This window comes from Ancylobacter pratisalsi, from assembly GCF_010669125.1.
GTDB classification, from domain to species: domain Bacteria; phylum Pseudomonadota; class Alphaproteobacteria; order Rhizobiales; family Xanthobacteraceae; genus Ancylobacter; species Ancylobacter pratisalsi.
Genome location: NZ_CP048631.1, coordinates 1 through 16,108, shown reverse-complemented (window position 1 = coordinate 16,108; position 16,108 = coordinate 1). Strand labels below are relative to the sequence as shown.

The window sequence follows — 16,108 nt, the reverse complement described above, 5'->3', positions numbered from 1 at the left end:
CAGAAGCGGCCGCGCTCCCGGACGGAAAAGCGAACCAACAGGCGAGGAATTGAGATGGCGCGAATTGGCGTGGACGTCGGCGGCACGAACACCGACCTCGTCCTGGAATGCGACAAGGGAATCTTCTTCCACAAGGTGCCGAGCACGACGAAGGATCAGTCCATCGCCGTGGTGGAGGGCGTCCTGCAGATCTGCGACATCGCCGGCGTCGCCAAGGAGAGCGTGGACGTCATCGCCCATGGCACGACGGTCGCGACCAATATCACGATCGAGCACAATGGCGCTGAGGTCGGGATGCTGACCACGCGCGGCTTTCGCGACATCTTGCATATTGGCCGCCACAAGCGCCCGCACAATTTCTCGCTTCACTTCGATGTGCCATGGCAAAGCCATCCGCTGGTCAAGCGGCGCAACCGAATTGCGATTACCGAGCGCATCCTGCCGCCGACCGGGGAGGTGGCGGTCGAGCTGGCGGAAGCCGAGGTCCGCGAGGCCTGCGCCCTCTTCCGCCGGCGTGGGCTTCGTTCGATCTGCATCGGCTTCATGTTCTCCTTCCTGAACAGCCGGCACGAGAGGCGGGCCCGCGAGATCGTGCTTGAGGAGATTCCCGACGCCTATGTGTCGATCTCCTCGGAAGTGGCAAATGTGATCCGCGAATATGAGCGCTTCTCCACCGTGGCCATGAATGCCTTCGTCGGCCCGAAATCGGCGCTCTACCTGCGAAATCTCGAACGTAAGGTCAGCGAGGCCGGCATTGCCGCTAAGCTGCGCGTCATCCAGTCGAATGGCGGCATCACCACTATCGACGGTTGCGTGAAAAAGCCGGTTGGTATCCTGATGAGCGGTCCGGCGGGCGGCGTTCTGGGGGCACTGGCCGAAGCCCGCCTCGCCGGCATCGACAACATCCTCACCATCGATATCGGCGGCACGTCGGCCGACATTTCCATGGTCACGGGGGGACGCTTCCGTATCAAGAATGCCCACGACACGGTGGTGTCCGGCCATGCCGTGATGTCGCCGATGATCGACCTCGAAACCATCGGGGCAGGGGGCGGCTCGATCGCCTTCATCGATACCGCCGGAGGCTTCAATGTCGGCCCGCGCTCCGCCGGCTCGGAACCGGGCCCGGCCTGCTACGGGCGTGGCGGCACGGAGCCTACCGTGACGGACGCGCAGGTCGTTCTGGGGCGCATGGATGCCGACAAGTTCCTCGGCGGCGACCTGCCGCTCGACCCCGCGCTCTCAGAAAAGGCAATCCGCGAGAAGATCGCCGAGCCGCTGGGCCTTTCGGTGGTGGAGGCGGCGCTGGGCATCATTCGCGTCGTCAACAACAACATGGCCCTCACCATCCGCGCCAATTCCGTTGCGCGCGGCTATGACCCCCGTGATTTCTCGCTGATGCCCTTCGGCGGGGCCGGTCCCTTCCACGGCGTCGCGCTGGCCGAACTCGTCGCTGCCCGTGACGTAATCGTGCCGGTCTCCCCCGGCATCACCGCCGCCATGGGGCTACTCGGCACCGATCTGCAATATGAACATACGCGCTCCGTGATCACCCCGCTCTTTACCGCCGACCAGCCGGCCCTCGACCGCGTCAACGCGGTGATCGACGAACTGCGCGCGGCGGGTCGCCACGAACTCGACAATGACGGCGTGGCCCCCGAGAGCCGGGTCTTCGAGGTGGTGGCCGAGGTGCGCTATCACGGCCAGGGCTTCGAACTGCGCGTGCCGGTGGCCGCGGGCCGGCTGACGCTCGCGAACAAGTCTGCGGTCATCGCCGCCTTCCACGCCATGCATGTGGCCGATTATGGCTATGCCTTCGACGACAGCCTGGTCGAACTCTACAACATCCGCGTCATCGCTACGGCGCGCGTGCCGCATCTCGCGCTGCCGCTTGTCGCGCTCGGACAGCTCGACGATCTCAACTGGGCTCGGCTCTACGAGCGGCCGACGGTCTTCGACGACGGTTCCACGCACATGACCCCGCGCTATGACCGCCGCAAGCTCGGCATCGGCACGCGGGTGAGCGGGCCGGCCATCCTCGTCCAGCACGATTCCACCACGCTGCTGCCGCCCGGCTACACGGCCGAGACGCTGGCGCATGGCAGCCTCAAGATCACCCGAGCCTGAGAGGGATCACCATGACAGCCGCTCAGAAAATCGATCCGATCACCTTGCAGGTCGTCCGGGGAGCCATCGAGACCATCGCGGAAGAGATGGCGCATGTGCTTTTCCGCATGTCCTTCTCGTCCATCATCCGCGAGTCCGAGGATCTCGGAGCGGGTCTGTTCGACACGGATTTCAACACGCTTTGCGAATCCGAATCGACGCCGATGCATATCGGGTCGATTCCCGGCTATCTGCGGGGCATTGCCGAAACGCTCGATGATGGAGAGTGGTTCGAGGATGACGTGGTGGTGCATAACCACCCCTATTTCGGCGCCTCGCATTCGCCCGATCTGGCGATCGTCATTCCCATTTTCCACGGGGGCAAGCTGGTCGGATTCTCGGCGAACACCGCCCATCACATCGACATCGGCGCCGCGACGCCGGGGCTGATCATCGATGTACCCGATGTCTATGCCGAAGGCATGCTGTTCGCCGGCACCAAGCTCTATCGCAAGGGGAAGCGCAACGAGACGATCTGGAGCTTCATCCGCCGCAATTCCCGCGCGTCGCGGCAATTGGTGGACGACATCGAGGCGCAGATCGCGTCCGCCCGCCTCGGGGCGCGGCGGTTCAAGGAACTGCTCGACCGCTACAGCGAAGTTCTCGTCTTCTCGGCCTGCAACCAGCTCATGGATTATTCGGAGACCATGCTCCGCCAGCGCATCGCCGCCATTCCGGACGGCGAGTACCGCGCGGAAGGCTGGCTAGACGATGATGGTCGCAATCGCGGCCAGCATCTGCCGGTCAAGGTGTGCGTGCGGGTGATCGGTGATCGTGTCGAGGTCGATCTGACGGGATCGGCGCCGCAGACGCCGACAGCCTACAACGTGCCTTTCGAGGGCTCGACCAAGGTCGCCGCCTTCGCCGCCTTCCGCAAATTGCTGCTCGATACCGCCACGTCGGAGACGCGGGTTCCCTCGAACCAGGGGTCGTTCCGCCCCATAAGCGTGATCGCGCCGAAGGGCTCGATCTTCAATCCCGAGGCGCCGGCCTCCGCCGAGGCGCGCTTCACCCAGTGCAACTTCATGATCGACCTGATCATCAAGGCGATGGCGCCGGTTCTGCCTACCGAAATCATCGCCGGCTCCTCGGCCTCGATCTCGTTCGCTTCCTACGCCGGAGTCCAGCCAAACGGCGAGTACTGGGTGTTCCTGGAAGTCAATGAAGGCGCCTATGGCGGCCGGCCCCGCTCCGACGGACCGGACGCGATCGACAATCTCATGGCCAATACCCGCAACAACCCCATCGAGGATCTGGCCATGCACATCCCGATGATCTGCGACCGCTACGAACTGCGCGACGATGTGGTGCCGGGCGCCGGCCGGTTCCGCGGTGGCATGGGGGTCGTCAAGGCCCAGCGCATCCTTACCGACGGCATCATCACGCATGAGAGCGAGCGCCACAGCAATGTGCCGTGGGGCATCTTTGGCGGCCACGAGGGCGCGCCCGGCAAATGCGAGATCTACAACATCGAAACCGCCGAGCCGCTGCGCCAAATGCACTCCAAATTCCACGGCCTGGCCGTGCGGCGAAACGACGTGATGGCCTATTACAGCCCGTGCGGCGGCGGCTTCGGCAACCCCCTGGAACGGGACCCGCAAAAGGTTCTCGAAGACGTGCTCGACGGCTTTTGCTCGCCCGAGAATGCGCGGGATGTCTATGGCGTGGTTCTCGATCTTGAAGCTGAAACCCTGGACCTCGCCCAGACCGAAGCTCTGAGGCTGCAACTGGAAGGCCAGTTGCAACGCCAGTCCCTGTAGGGCGCACCGTTTGCGCTCAAGCGTCCGTTGCCTCTTCCGCTCCGGGCCCGCGCATCGCCGTCATCCAGACCCGCAGTTCCCGTGAACACTTTTCCATTCGAGGTTCTTCCATGAGCACACCCGAATTCTTCATGCGCCGCGCCATCGAGATCAGTCGCGACCGGATGCGGACCGACGGCTGCGGGCCGTTCGGCTGCGTCATCGTCAAGGATGGCGTCATCGTCGGCGAGGGCGTGAACAACGTGGTCAACAACCACGACGCGACCTCCCATGGCGAGATGGAAGCGATCCGGGATGCCGGCCGCAACCTGAAAACATGGGATCTCAGCGGCTGCGAGCTCTACACCTCCTGCGAGCCCTGCGAGATGTGCGCGTCGGCGATGTTCTGGGCCAAGATTGCGAAGATGTACTACGCCAACACGCTGGCTGATTGCCAGGAAGTCGGCCTCGACGTCGCGCCGCTGCGCAAGATGATCCGCTCGGATGTCGAGGACCGTGCGCTGCTGGCCGAGCGATTGCTGGGCCCAGAGGCCCGTGAGGTGCTCGACGAATGGGCCGCCTCGCCAGACTTCGATCCCTTTCAGTGACGTGCCGATGCCGGCACCGCAACGCCGGCCAATGACTCGATAATCAACCTTCCCGATGGAGCCATCGTTCATGAACGAGTTTGACGGTCCGATCACCGATTTCCGGGGGCTGCTGCACCCGATGAACCGCCGCCGCCTGCTGCAGGGCGCCAGCGCGCTGGCCGGCGCCGCCGCGCTCGGCGTTACCGCCACGGCCCCGGAGCCAGCCTATGCGCAGGACAAGGTGCTGAACCTGCTGTCCTGGCCCGGCCACGCCGACCCGGCGGTAGTGAAGCCGTTCGAGGACAAGTACGGCGTCAAGGTCGTCGCCAAGGAATATGTCGGCGGCGAGCCGATGCTGGCGCTGATGAACCAGTCGCCGCCCGGCTCGTTCGACGTTGTGCTGGCGGATGCCGAATATATCCACATGCTGAAGGAAGGCGGCTTCATCGACAAGATGAACCCGGCCGACTACCCGCTGGCCGATTACTGGCCGGAATTTCAGAAGTTCGAGCCGCACTGGGTCGGCGACGCGCTGTATTCTGTGCTGATCCGCTTCGGCTATCTCGGCATCGCCTACCGCACCGACATGCTGACCGAGACCGACGTGAAGTCGTACAAGGCGTTGTGGGACCCCAAGATCAAGGGCAAGCTCGGCTTCTTCGACTGGTACCTGCCGACGATGGGCTGCCTGAGCCTGTATAACGGCAACAAGCCGCCGTTCGACATCTCCGACGCCGCGTTCGGCAAGCTGAAGGAGACGCTGTTCTCCCTCAAGCCGCAGACCGCCGGCTTCTACTCCATGGCCGATCAGTTCTCGATGCTGACCAACGGCTCCGCCGCGGCCATTCCCGGCGTCGGCGACTGGGTCGTGTTACTGCTGCAGCAGAACGGCGTGCCCGTTTCGGCCACCGTACCGGACGAGGGTGGTATCCAGTGGACCGAGTCGATGTCGATCGTCTCCTCCTCCACCAAGAAGGACCTCGCCAAGGCGTTCATCCAGTACATGTCCTCGCCGGAAGGCCAGATGCGCTCCTCGATCATGCCGGCCTACTGGGCCTCCATCCCCAACAAGAAGGGCTGGGAGCTGTTGAACAAGGACCACCAGGCCGAGGCCAAGGCACTGCGCCACACCTTCGACGCCCGCAACGTCATGGACGAGTACAAGGATGGCAAGATCTTCATCCGCAAGACCCCGGTGAAGCAGACCATCGAGCAGTGGAACGACGTCTGGTCCGAATTCAAGTCGATGTAGTCCGACCGCTCATCACGACAGGCGGCCGCGTGCCGCCTGCCGCTTCCCCGAACAGCACCTGCGAAGGCCGCATGAGCGAACCTCTGCCATTGCCGGACACAGCCTCCGAACCCGCACGGGCGGCCTCATCGCGGTGGGCCAACAGAGCGCGCTATGCCGTGTTCTGGGGAGCGCCGCCGGCGCTCTGGCAGGCCGCCTTTTTCCTGGTGCCGCTGTGCTTCCTCATCGCGATGACCTTCTGGTCGGTGAGGAATTTCCGTCTGGCGCCAGACAGCACGCTGGCGAACTGGAACTTCATCCTCACGGCCGGCTTCTTCCGTAACGCCTATGTCTACACGTTCTGGCTCTCCGCCCTGACGGCGCTGATCGCTAGCCTCGCCGCCTTTCCGGCCGCTTACACGCTGGCCTACAAGGTCAGCCCGGTGACGCGCCGCTTGATGATCTTCATGCTGGTGGTGCCGTTCTTCACCAGCTATCCGGTGCGGATCTATTCCACCCAGATTTTCTTCAGCCCGCAAGGCATCATCAACACCGTGCTGGCGCCACTCGGGCTCGGGTCACTGCAGGTGCTGAACACGCCGACCGGCACGGTGGTGGGTTATCTCGTGCTGACCCTCCCGCTCGTGGTGCTGCTTCAGACCTTCGCGCTGTCCAACGTGTCGCGCATCCTGATCGAGGCGGCGCATAATCTCGGCTGCGGACGGTTCCGCACCATCTGGCAGGTGATCATTCCCTCGGCGCGCATCGGGCTGATCGTGGCCGGCACCTTCGCCTTCGTGCTGGCGTTCGGCGACTATGTGGCGCCGACCTATCTCGGCGGCTCCAGGCCGCCGACGCTGAGCATCCTAATCGCCGATCAGGTGAAGTCCGGTAATAACTGGCCGCGCGCCTCGGTGGTGGCGGCGACGATGATCCTCACGCTGATGGTGGTGATGCTGGTGATGATCGCCCTCGCCTATGGCCGGCGCAAGGGGAGGGCGTGAGCATGGCCGTTCTGCGCCGCACGCTTCTGATCGCCTACACGGTGCTGCTGTTCGCCTTCATCTTCGCGCCGATCGTCTCGACCATCGTGTTCTCGTTCAACGCGGACCGTTTCCCCAGCCTGCCGTGGGGCGGGTTCAGCCTGCACTGGTACGCGGCGATCTACAACGACGCCTCGATCCAGCGCGGGCTGGTGAACAGCTTGATCGTGGCCGGCGTCACCTGTGCGATCGCGACGTTTCTCGGCTTCTCCGCCGCCTATATCGACTACCGCTACCGCTTCTTCGGCAAGTCGGTCTATCTCGCGCTTGCCGCGCTGCCGCCGACCGTGCCGGTCGTCATCCTCGGCGTCGCGCTGCTGACCTTCGAGGGGCGGATAGGGCTGTCCGGCACCCTTATCGGCATCATTGTCGGCCATGTCGTGCTGAGCACGCCCTTCGCCATGGCGCTGGTACGGATGCGCCTCGCCGATCTCGACCCGGATATCGAACGCGCGGCCTGGAATCTCGGCGCGACGCCATGGGCCACCATGTTCGGCGTGATCGTGCCGTTCTGCCTGCCGGCGATCTTCGCCGCGATCTTTCTCACCGCCGCCGTGTCGTTCGATGAGTTCATGATCGCTTGGTTCGTCTCCGGCGTGAACGAGACGCTGCCGGTGCGCGTGCTGGCGATGCTTCAGGGACAGGTCAGCCCGCGCATCAACGCCATCGGCGCCATCGTCTTCGCCGTCAGCATCACGCTCATCGTGCTCGCCCAAGTGCTGCTCGGGAGCATCGCGGGCCGTGCCGCCCGAAGGAAAGGATGACGCGCATGGCCATTCCCATGATCGAACTCGACCGCGTCGCCAAGCATTATGGCGACCAGGCCGCCGTGGCCGACGTGTCCTTCGTCATCGAGAAGGGCGAGTTCATCGCGCTGATGGGCCCGTCCGGCTGCGGCAAGACCACCACGTTGCGCATGATCGCGGGCCTCGACCAGCCGACCTCCGGCGAAATCCGGCTCTGGGGCCGCCGCCTCAATGAGGATGCGCCCTGGGAGCGCGACGCGCCGCTGGTGTGGCAGAGCTATGCGCTGTTCCCGTTCATGTCCGTGCGAAAGAACGTGGAATTCGGCCTCAAGCAGCGCCGGCTGCCGGCGCCTGAACGCCGCAAGAAGGCTGACGAATGGATGGAGCGGCTCGGCATTGCGGGCTTTGCCGAGCGCGGCGTCGACCAGCTCTCCGGCGGCCAGCGCCAGCGCGTCGCGCTCGCCCGTGCCCTCGCGCTGGAGCCGGAAATGCTGCTGCTCGACGAGCCGCTGAGCGCGCTCGATCCGCATCTGCGGGTGCGGATGCAATCCGAGCTGGTGCGGCTGCATCGCGAGCTCGGCATCACCTTCATCTGCGTGACGCACAGCCATTCCGAAGCCTTCGCCATGGCCGACCGGGTGGTCATCATGAATGAGGGGCGGGTGCAGCAGGTCGGTGCGCCCCGAGATATCTACCGCCGCGCCGCCAACCATTTCGTCGCCGAGTTCGTCGGCGGGAATAATCTGTTCGCCGGCACGGCGTCTTCCGTCGGCACGAGGCTGCGCGTCGACGGTCCGTTCGGCACCGCGCTCGCCCCGCGCCCGGCCGAGTTCACCCTTCAGGACGGCGACGCGGTGACGCTGGTCGTCGCGGCCGACCGTATCGAACTCGCGCCGGCGCCGATGGGAGCGGACAACGAAGTTGAAGGACGGGTGGTGACGCTCGACTTCGTCGGCTCCAGTGTCACGGTGTTCCTGGAGACCGCCGGCGGCGCGGAACTGCGTATCCAGCAGTCGCTCAGCCAGATCGAGAACGCCCCCCTCAGCCCCGGCCAGACCATCACCGCCCGATGGTCGCAGGATGTGGGCTTCTTCCTGCCGTCGTGACGACGTTGTCCTTTCGGTACCAGCGCGATGTCGCTGGCCTACCCCTGAGCGGAGCCCTACATGACCGGCCTCTCGACCCGTATCGCGGACATGACCTGGTATGAATTCGCCGATCGGGTCAAAGACAACCCCATTGTTTTCGTGCCGACGGGCTCGGTGGAGCAGCACGGGCCCCATCTGCCGCTCCTGACCGACGTGATCCTTCCGTCCGCGCTGGCGGAAGCTGTGGCGGCCGAGGTCGGCGGCATGGTCGCCCCGCCGGTGGCCTATGGCTATAAGTCGCAGCCGAAATCCGGCGGCGGGAACCATTTCCCCGGCACGCTGAGCCTTGACGCCAACGTGTTCATCGCTCTGGTCCGCAACATCATCAATGAACTGGTCCGCCACGGCGCGCGCAACATCGTGCTGTTCGACGGGCACATGGAGAATGCCTGGTTCCTCGTCGAGGCCGCCGATCTCGCCCTGCGCGATCAGGCCATGCTGGGGCGCACGGAAGTGAAGATCATCAAGCTCGGCTACTGGGACTTCATCACCAAGGCGACCGAGGCCCTACTCTTTCCCAACGGCTTCCCGAGCTGGGAACTGGAGCATGCGGCGGTAATGGAGACCTCGCTCATGCTCCACATCCGCCCCGATCTGGTGCGGCAGGACCGCATTCCCGATGATCCGGCGGCGGACTTCCCGCCCTATGACGTCTATCCGTTCGACACCCGCCCCATCCCGCCCACCGGCGTTCTGTCGTCGGCCAAGTCCGCCTCGGCCGACAAGGGCAGGGCCGTGTTGGCGCAGGTGGTGCCGGACATCGCGGCGGCGCTATCGAGGGAGTTCCCGTCAGGCCGTGGACATTCGTGAAACGTCCATTGGTTTTTTTGCGGCTTTACACGCCCGCCGTTCGCTCATCCCATGGCTTCCATGAGGTGGGGGACAGCCCAGCGCTCGGCAGCGGACGTTACGACTTCTTTCCCAGGAGATTCTTCAGCGCGACGTTGTCCAGCGCGGCGTCGGCGAGCATGCGCTTCAGCTTAGCGTTCTCGTTCTGGAGCGCCCGAAGCCGTTTTGGCCTTCGATACGTCCATCCCGCCGAAACGGGCCTTCCACCTGTAGATGCTGGCATCGCTGCCCCCGTGCTTACGGCACAGGTCAGAGACCGGCACCCACGCCTCGTGCTCCTTAAGGACGCCGATGATCTGCTCTTCCGGGATGAGGCTGCGCCTCATGTTCTGCTCCCCTCACGGGGCCAGAACGAACTTCAAGCTGGATTATCTAAGAGGGGCAACGTCAGTAAAACCGCCTGGCACCAACCCTGAGACCCGCAAATGCTGACCCATGGCATTGATTCTCCACGTGAACCAATGCCGCCCAGACGCTCAACTACATCAAAAGTGAGTCAGAGCCCTTATTCCACGCCGATTCACACCCCTGGCCGCTGCCAAGGCCACTCAGCCGAGTGGCCCGCGGACGGCGCCAGAAAGGCTTACATTACGGAATGAATGCCAATTTTGTCTGGCATAACGAAAGCCGGCCACTCGAGGGCTGTGGACCACCGTTCCGCTGTTGACGGTAAGCACCGGCAGCACTGGCAATTCACGCATGACGACGTCATTCGCGCACCGGTAAAGCCGCGTCCGTTCGGCATCTTCGCGCTCATGACGGGCAGCCTCTAGCAGTGAATCAAGCTCGTATATACGGCAGTATCCTGCATTGACCCCATGAGGGGAGACGTTCCGCGAATGTAGAACCTGATCAAGCCAGACGTCGCAGGACATACCCCAACTCATCTCGGATACCCCTACCCCGGCGGGCATACCGTTTTGCCAGTGCTTGCAGTACTCAACCCAGTCCTCATGCGGACACAGCTCTAGATTTATGCCGACCTTGGCGAGGTCTGAGGCCAATCGACCAATGATTGCAGTGGGCTGGAGCTGGGCCGAGCCCGCCGTCGCAAACATGACTCGCAGGACCCAATCCGGGGGTGGAGCCGCCTGTGCGAGGAGCCTTCGTGCCTGGTCGAGGTCGTAGGGGTACGGATCGACGTACTCTGGATCATAGGCCGGAGACGCAGGAGGTAGAATTCCCTTCGCCGTACGGGTCTGTCCTCTGAACACCTCGTCGCTCAGCGCTTCCCGATCGAAGGCATGGGCGATGGCTTGACGCACGCGCCGGTCCGCCAGCACCGGATCGCTCATGTTGAAGATCAGGTACCAGACATAGGGAACGCTGCCCGAATGCACGACGAAGCCGCGCTGCTGCAGGTCCTCCAGATCGGCTCCGTCGAGGCCATAGGCGAGGTCGACCGTGCCGTCGAGCAGGGCGGTCAGGCGCTCGGTCGCATCGGGAAACGGAAGGAAGCGCAGCTTTTCCAGCTTTGCCGCCTCGCCCCAATAAGCATCGTTTCGGCGCAGCGTGACTCCGCTGCCGCGAGATGTCTGAAAGCGCTCTTCGAAGATGAATGGCCCGGTTCCCGGCGCGCGGTCCGACAGGTCCGGCCCGAACGCCTCCAGCGCCGCAGGGCTGACGAACACCTGCGCCCCGGGCGCATCCTCCTGGGTCATGTAGCGGAGAAAGTCCGGGAACGGCCTGCCGAGCTCGATGTCCACGGTGAAGGGGTCGACCAGTTTGATCGCGTCGATCCACTCGATGCCGATCCGGTTGTAATTGGCGGCGATCGGCGAATAGACCGGACTGAGAGTGTCCCGCATCCTGGCGAAGTTCAGGCGCACCGCCTCGGCATCGAAGGCGGCTCCATCGTGGAAGCGGACGCCTTGCCGCAAATCGAAACGATAGGTGAGGCCGTCCGGCGAGACCGTTACCCGCTCGGCGAGTGCAGGTATGAGTGCCGTGGTGGCACCGATCTCACCTTCGAGATCATCCTCAATCAAGCTTTCGAATATGTTTTGGACGACGCGCCCAGTATTCCAGCCTCCAAATGAACATGGAGGATCAATAAGATCGACTTCCCAATCCAGTCCTATATTTAGAGTATTTTCTGAAGCGGCCATTTTATTTAACTTTCTTTTTGTGTTTCGGAAGGATTGGGCTATATGGCGGGGAGGGTCGCTTGGCGGCTGAAGGCAGGGCCGAAGCGGGCTGATGGAGGTCGAATTGGAAGGCTGGCCGGTAGGCGTACTTTTTTCTCATTCCGGTGTGACGTCGATGTCGGAAATTTCGCAGTTGCAGGGAACGCTGCTGGCGATAGACGAGATCAACGACGCAGGCGGCGTGGGGGGGCGGGCGATCCAGCCGATCATCAAGGACCCGGCGTCCGATCCCACGGCCTATGCACGGCTCGCCGCCAACCTGATACTGGAGGAAGGGGCGGCCAACATCTTCGGCTGCTCGTCCTCGTTCAGCCGAAAGGCGGTCCTCCCATGGATCGAGCGCCGAGGCGGCCTGCTGTGGTACTCGGTAGTTTATGAAGGTTTTGAATATTCGCCCAACATCATCTACACGGGCCCAACCATCAACCAGACGCACCTTCCTTTGGCCAACTACCTCTTCCGCCATGTCGGGAAGAGGTTCTTTCTCATCGGCTCGGACTATCTTTTCCCGCGGGAATCCAACCGCGTGATACGCGACATCGTCGAGGATGTGGGCGGCACCATCCTCGGCGAGCACTACGTTCCCCTGAGCGCGGGATACGAGACCTATGCCGAGGCGGTAGCGTGCGCGGCCGAGGCGGATGCCGACGTCATCTTCTCGACCGTGATCGGGCCGGGGACGTCCCATCTGTACGACTCGCATAATGAAGCCGGCCTCGACGCGCGCCGTATGCCGATCGCGGCGCTGACCACCAGCGAGGTGCATCTGCGCGCCATGCGCACGCCGGTGGGAGCCGGTCACCTGGTCTGCGCGCCCTATTTCGAATCGCTGAAGACCGCCGAGAATCTCCGCTTCGTGGAGCGCTACCGCGCGCGGTACGGCAGCGCGCGGCCGGCCGACGGCCCGGCCGAGGCGGCCTATTCGACCGTCCATCTGTTCGCGAAGGCGCTTGCCGATGCAGGCACGACGGATCCGGAACGGGTGCGGGCGGCGGTGCTGGGGCAGCACTATCTGGCCCCCGAAGGACTGATCACCGTCGATCCGGACAACAGCCACACCTATATCCGGCCGCGTATCGCGGTCACGACCGGTCGTGCCGATTTTAGGATCGTCGAGGAGGCGCCAGAACCGGTCAAGCCCGACCCCTACCTTGTCTATTATGAAGCGCCCGAACGGTGTGAATGAGCCGCACCGATGAGCTTCTCTCAAATCATGATCCGGGAATTGCGGTCGCTTCGGGTTGCGGTCTTCCATCCGGCCGATGGCGACCGCGAAGAGTTGATGCTTCACATCCGGCGCATAGGCTGCACGGTCTATGCCGACTGGCCGATCCCGACGCATCCGACACGCGAAACCGACATCGCGCTTTGCCTTCTCTCCGAGACGGGAGAGCAGCTCCCCGACTGGCCGGATGTCGCGCTGATCGCGATCCTCCAATACGAAAGTCCGGTCGTCGTGCGCAGCCTTCTGGACTCGAACGCCCACGGAATCGTCACCAAGCCGATCCGAGCTTTCGGTATCCTGTCGACACTGCTGCTGACCCGCTCGCTTCATCGTTTCAGCCAGCGACAGAAGGCGAAGACCGACAAGATCGAGGAAACGTTGCGCTCGCGGCGGTTGATCGATCGCGCCGCCGAAGCTCTTTCCGCCTCGGGCTTCGGCACACTTGAAGCGTGCCATCAGGCGATCCGGCGCGCCGCCATGGAAGGCCGCGTCACCGCGGCGAGCGTCGCGGAGAACATACTCGCCGGAAAAGCAGTTCCGGTCATCGAGATGCTGCGCAGGGGCTGAGTGTCTCATGTCGCGAACATCCGTCCGTCGAGCCGACGCACCGCCATCATCGCGATTTCGATTTCGAAGGAACTGGAACTCATGGCATCCAGGTCGCGGCTCAGCGCATCCTGTACGGCCACGATCACCGCAGGCTCCAGAAGGCGCTGAACAACCTGCGCCCGCGATGCGGTAAGACGCCCCAGGCGGACCGCGGCTGAGAGATGCAGGCTGACGACGCTCCTGACCTCCATCAACACCGTCTGCTCCGCCGTCAATCCCGAAGCCGCAGCCACAGCGCCGAACACGACCGCAAGATGACCGGAGGAACGCTCGGCGCGGATGGAGGCGCAAAATTCCGCCACGGGTCCATTATCGAACAACTGAGGAGCGAGGACCGCCAGCTGGCGGCCGCAACTGGTCGACATACGCCGGGCCGTCTCGCTCAGCTTGCAGGTGCCCAACTCGGCATCCACGCGGAGCATGCCGGCAACATCGCCACATTCGGCCGACCGGTGAGCATGCGCCGCTGCTACGCCGTCCGTCCGGGCTGCTGCGTACCGCAGGCTCGTCTCGATCCACCGGATGAGGTCGCCTTCGCAGACATCCCCGCGGGGATGCAGCCACGCTTCGAGGCCGCCCGAATGGGCGAAGCGACCGATTGGCAGTCCGCTATCAGAGAGCTGCATCACGGCCAGCAGTTGCTGCGGCGAGGGGGGCATCTCAGTGCGCGTGCCCGGTCGCCAGCGGCCGATCGAGGCCGAGCGGAACGCCGACAAAGCTGAACGTCACCCCTTCAAGGCCGAGGCGTTCGACCGCCGCTGCCATGACTGTTGGCGAAGTTGTGACCGGGACAAAGATCGATCCGCCGCTCACCTCAATGGGTGCATGCTGGTTGCCGAAGCAATGGCCGATGCGCGCTGCAGCAGTGATCAGCGATGAGGTGTCCAGGGCGCTCAGTCGGATCGCCATCACCGGCTGTGGCTTGCGCTCGACCACGAGGATGGTCTCGCCGTCGTCGGCCAGCACAGCGCCATGACGGAGATAGCTGCCATGAGGAAGGTCGATGGCGACCTCGCTTCCGGCCTCGGAAAGAGCAAGCTGGCGGCGACGCATGGCATTGTCGGCATCGAGCAGCACGACTTCACGCGCCCGGCCGCGGAACCCGGGATCATCGAAGTGTCCGATGATGGCGTTTACTTGCCTCATGGCTTTTCCTCATTTGCGGATCGGAGGGGGCGGATGGCCGAGCAGCGACCGTCGGGCTTCGCCCCAGGCGAGATCGACGACCTCTCGGGCGGCAGATGGCGTGCGGCACAGCGCCCGCACAATGACACCGGCGCCCTTCGGCAGGATCGACGCCGCGCCATAGACGCCGGCAACGGAGCGAGCCGCATCATCAAGGCTCCGGTCCAGGGTCGCTGGCAGCGTGCCGGGGGCAAGCACCAACACTGTGGCGATGAAGCGGTGTTCGGCGAACAGCCCCGGCCCGCCGAGCGGCATGCTGTCGGGCACAAGTTCGAACGCGTCCTTGCACGTCGGCACGCCGTCTATCTCGACAGTCGTGCGGAAGTGCAGCCGCGAATAGGCGAATACCTCGCCCGCCGCGAAGCGCCCGCAGGCGACGATTTCGCTCAGCACGGCCGTCGCGCCCGTCGCCATCCTCATAAGCGTATATTGCTCGTAGCAGGCCATTTTCAGCGGAATGACAGGATCGGGCACATATTCCAGATAGGCCCCCTCCTCCATATCGATCGTCATTCGCTGGCTTGCACTCACACCACCCTCGGCGCCAAAAATCTTGGTCGCTGACGGCGTCGAAACATGCACCCGCGCATGGCGGCGCAGTCGTAGCTCGACGATGAGCCGATCCGCTTCGAATACGCCGCCACTGGGATTGTGCACATAGACGAACGCCATGTCCGGCACTGCCGGATCCAGGCGCAACGGCGACGTGACGTGAAGGGGAAAACGTTGGTCCCGACCGATGATCTCGGTCTGCCCGCAGCCGGTGCGAGCGAAGTCGAGATGCAGCCATCCGTCGGTTGTTGCCTCGTCGGTCATATGGGCGCATGGAAGAGCAGGGAGCGCTGGAGATGATCGAAAACGGCTTCTGCTCCCGCAGCATCCCTCAAATTGGTGAACAGGCTCGGCCTCTCCGGCCGGATCATCGCCACGTCCGCTCGAATACGATCGAGATCGGCATCTACATGAGGGGCGATGTCGATCTTGTTCACAACCAGAAGGTCCGCCTGAAGGCAGCCCAGCCCGCGCTTCCGCGGAATATCGTCACCCGCCCCGCAATCGATCACGAAGATCCAGTAGTCGACGAGTTCCCGGGAAAACGACGATGCCAGATTGTCTCCACCGCTCTCGATCAGAATGAGATCGAGTGGATTTTGGCGTTCAAGCCGATCGGCCGCCTCGATGTTCACAGAAGGGTCCTCGCGGATCGCTGTATGCGGACACGCGCCGGTTTCCACGCCCACGACAAGGCGGGGATCAATCAGGCCGCCCTTCTGAATCCGCTCCGCGTCTTCCAGCGTCACAAGGTCATTGGTGATGACCGCTACCTTCAGGCCGGCGGCCTGGACCAGCGGCAGTAACCTTTCCACGAGGCGGGTCTTTCCGCTCCCGACCGGGCCGCCGATGCCGATGCGTATAGCCTGTCTCTGCAT

Annotated in this window: 15 protein-coding genes and 1 pseudogene; 10 read left to right on the top strand and 6 right to left on the bottom strand. The window is 63.8% G+C overall.

Going from position 1 to position 16,108, the window contains the following annotated elements; all coding sequences use genetic code 11:
* The first annotated feature begins 54 nt into the window (after positions 1 to 54).
* From G3A50_RS21585 to G3A50_RS21550, 8 genes are all read left to right on the top strand, one after another.
* Positions 55 to 2,127 (top strand): hydantoinase/oxoprolinase family protein, encoded by a 2,073-nt coding sequence (locus G3A50_RS21585; RefSeq protein WP_163078031.1) that lies wholly within the window; start codon positions 55 to 57, stop codon positions 2,125 to 2,127.
* A gap of 11 nt (positions 2,128 to 2,138) precedes the next feature.
* Entirely contained in the window at positions 2,139 to 3,926 is a 1,788-nt protein-coding gene (locus tag G3A50_RS21580) for a hydantoinase B/oxoprolinase family protein (RefSeq protein WP_163078028.1), read from the top strand.
* A gap of 110 nt (positions 3,927 to 4,036) precedes the next feature.
* Positions 4,037 to 4,513, top strand: coding sequence for a nucleoside deaminase (locus G3A50_RS21575; RefSeq protein WP_163078025.1), 477 nt, complete (start codon positions 4,037 to 4,039; stop codon positions 4,511 to 4,513).
* A gap of 70 nt (positions 4,514 to 4,583) precedes the next feature.
* On the top strand, positions 4,584 to 5,747 hold the full coding sequence (locus tag G3A50_RS21570; protein WP_163078023.1) for an ABC transporter substrate-binding protein: 1,164 nt from the start codon (positions 4,584 to 4,586) through the stop codon (positions 5,745 to 5,747).
* A 158-nt stretch (positions 5,748 to 5,905) separates the two neighbouring features.
* On the top strand, positions 5,906 to 6,730 hold the full coding sequence (locus tag G3A50_RS21565; protein WP_163078412.1) for an ABC transporter permease: 825 nt from the start codon (positions 5,906 to 5,908) through the stop codon (positions 6,728 to 6,730).
* A 2-nt stretch (positions 6,731 to 6,732) separates the two neighbouring features.
* Positions 6,733 to 7,533, top strand: a complete 801-nt coding sequence (locus G3A50_RS21560; protein WP_210255339.1) for an ABC transporter permease — start codon at positions 6,733 to 6,735, stop codon at positions 7,531 to 7,533.
* Positions 7,530 to 8,621 (top strand): ABC transporter ATP-binding protein, encoded by a 1,092-nt coding sequence (locus tag G3A50_RS21555; protein WP_163078018.1) that lies wholly within the window; start codon positions 7,530 to 7,532, stop codon positions 8,619 to 8,621. The genes G3A50_RS21560 and G3A50_RS21555 overlap by 4 nt, the downstream gene beginning before the upstream one ends.
* Positions 8,622 to 8,681: 60 nt before the next feature.
* On the top strand, positions 8,682 to 9,473 hold the full coding sequence (locus G3A50_RS21550; protein ID WP_163078015.1) for a creatininase: 792 nt from the start codon (positions 8,682 to 8,684) through the stop codon (positions 9,471 to 9,473).
* A 21-nt stretch (positions 9,474 to 9,494) separates the two neighbouring features.
* On the opposite strand, the pseudogene G3A50_RS21545 reads toward G3A50_RS21550, so the two are convergent.
* Both G3A50_RS21545 and G3A50_RS21540 read right to left on the bottom strand, forming a co-directional pair.
* A pseudogene (locus tag G3A50_RS21545) lies at positions 9,495 to 9,838 on the bottom strand (transposase); the annotation flags it as partial.
* Between the two features lie 222 nt (positions 9,839 to 10,060).
* The gene (locus G3A50_RS21540) at positions 10,061 to 11,620 is read right to left on the bottom strand and encodes an ABC transporter substrate-binding protein (RefSeq protein WP_163078013.1); all 1,560 of its coding nucleotides are present in this window, start codon (positions 11,618 to 11,620) and stop codon (positions 10,061 to 10,063) included.
* Between the two features lie 154 nt (positions 11,621 to 11,774).
* On the opposite strand from G3A50_RS21540, the gene G3A50_RS21535 reads away from it, so the two are divergent.
* Together G3A50_RS21535 and G3A50_RS21530 are read left to right on the top strand one after the other, a co-directional pair.
* Positions 11,775 to 12,845, top strand: a complete 1,071-nt coding sequence (locus G3A50_RS21535; RefSeq protein WP_246252631.1) for a transporter substrate-binding domain-containing protein — start codon at positions 11,775 to 11,777, stop codon at positions 12,843 to 12,845.
* A gap of 9 nt (positions 12,846 to 12,854) precedes the next feature.
* Complete coding sequence (locus G3A50_RS21530) at positions 12,855 to 13,451, top strand: ANTAR domain-containing response regulator (protein ID WP_244451446.1); 597 nt, start codon at positions 12,855 to 12,857, stop codon at positions 13,449 to 13,451.
* Between the two features lie 5 nt (positions 13,452 to 13,456).
* Here the strand turns inward: G3A50_RS21530 and G3A50_RS21525 are convergent, their stop codons facing one another.
* From G3A50_RS21525 to ureG, 4 genes are read right to left on the bottom strand one after another with little or no spacing between them, the layout of a single operon-like run.
* Positions 13,457 to 14,209, bottom strand: coding sequence for an urease accessory protein UreF (locus tag G3A50_RS21525; RefSeq protein WP_246252629.1), 753 nt, complete (start codon positions 14,207 to 14,209; stop codon positions 13,457 to 13,459).
* Positions 14,154 to 14,639, bottom strand: a complete 486-nt coding sequence (locus tag G3A50_RS21520) for an urease accessory protein UreE (protein WP_126278341.1) — start codon at positions 14,637 to 14,639, stop codon at positions 14,154 to 14,156. Before G3A50_RS21520 ends, G3A50_RS21525 begins: the two co-directional genes overlap by 56 nt.
* 9 nt (positions 14,640 to 14,648) lie before the next feature.
* Complete coding sequence (locus G3A50_RS21515; RefSeq protein WP_163078006.1) at positions 14,649 to 15,494, bottom strand: urease accessory protein UreD; 846 nt, start codon at positions 15,492 to 15,494, stop codon at positions 14,649 to 14,651.
* Positions 15,491 to 16,108: an urease accessory protein UreG gene (ureG, locus tag G3A50_RS21510; protein ID WP_163078003.1), complete on the bottom strand. Its 618-nt coding sequence runs from the start codon at positions 16,106 to 16,108 to the stop codon at positions 15,491 to 15,493. The genes G3A50_RS21515 and ureG overlap by 4 nt, the downstream gene beginning before the upstream one ends.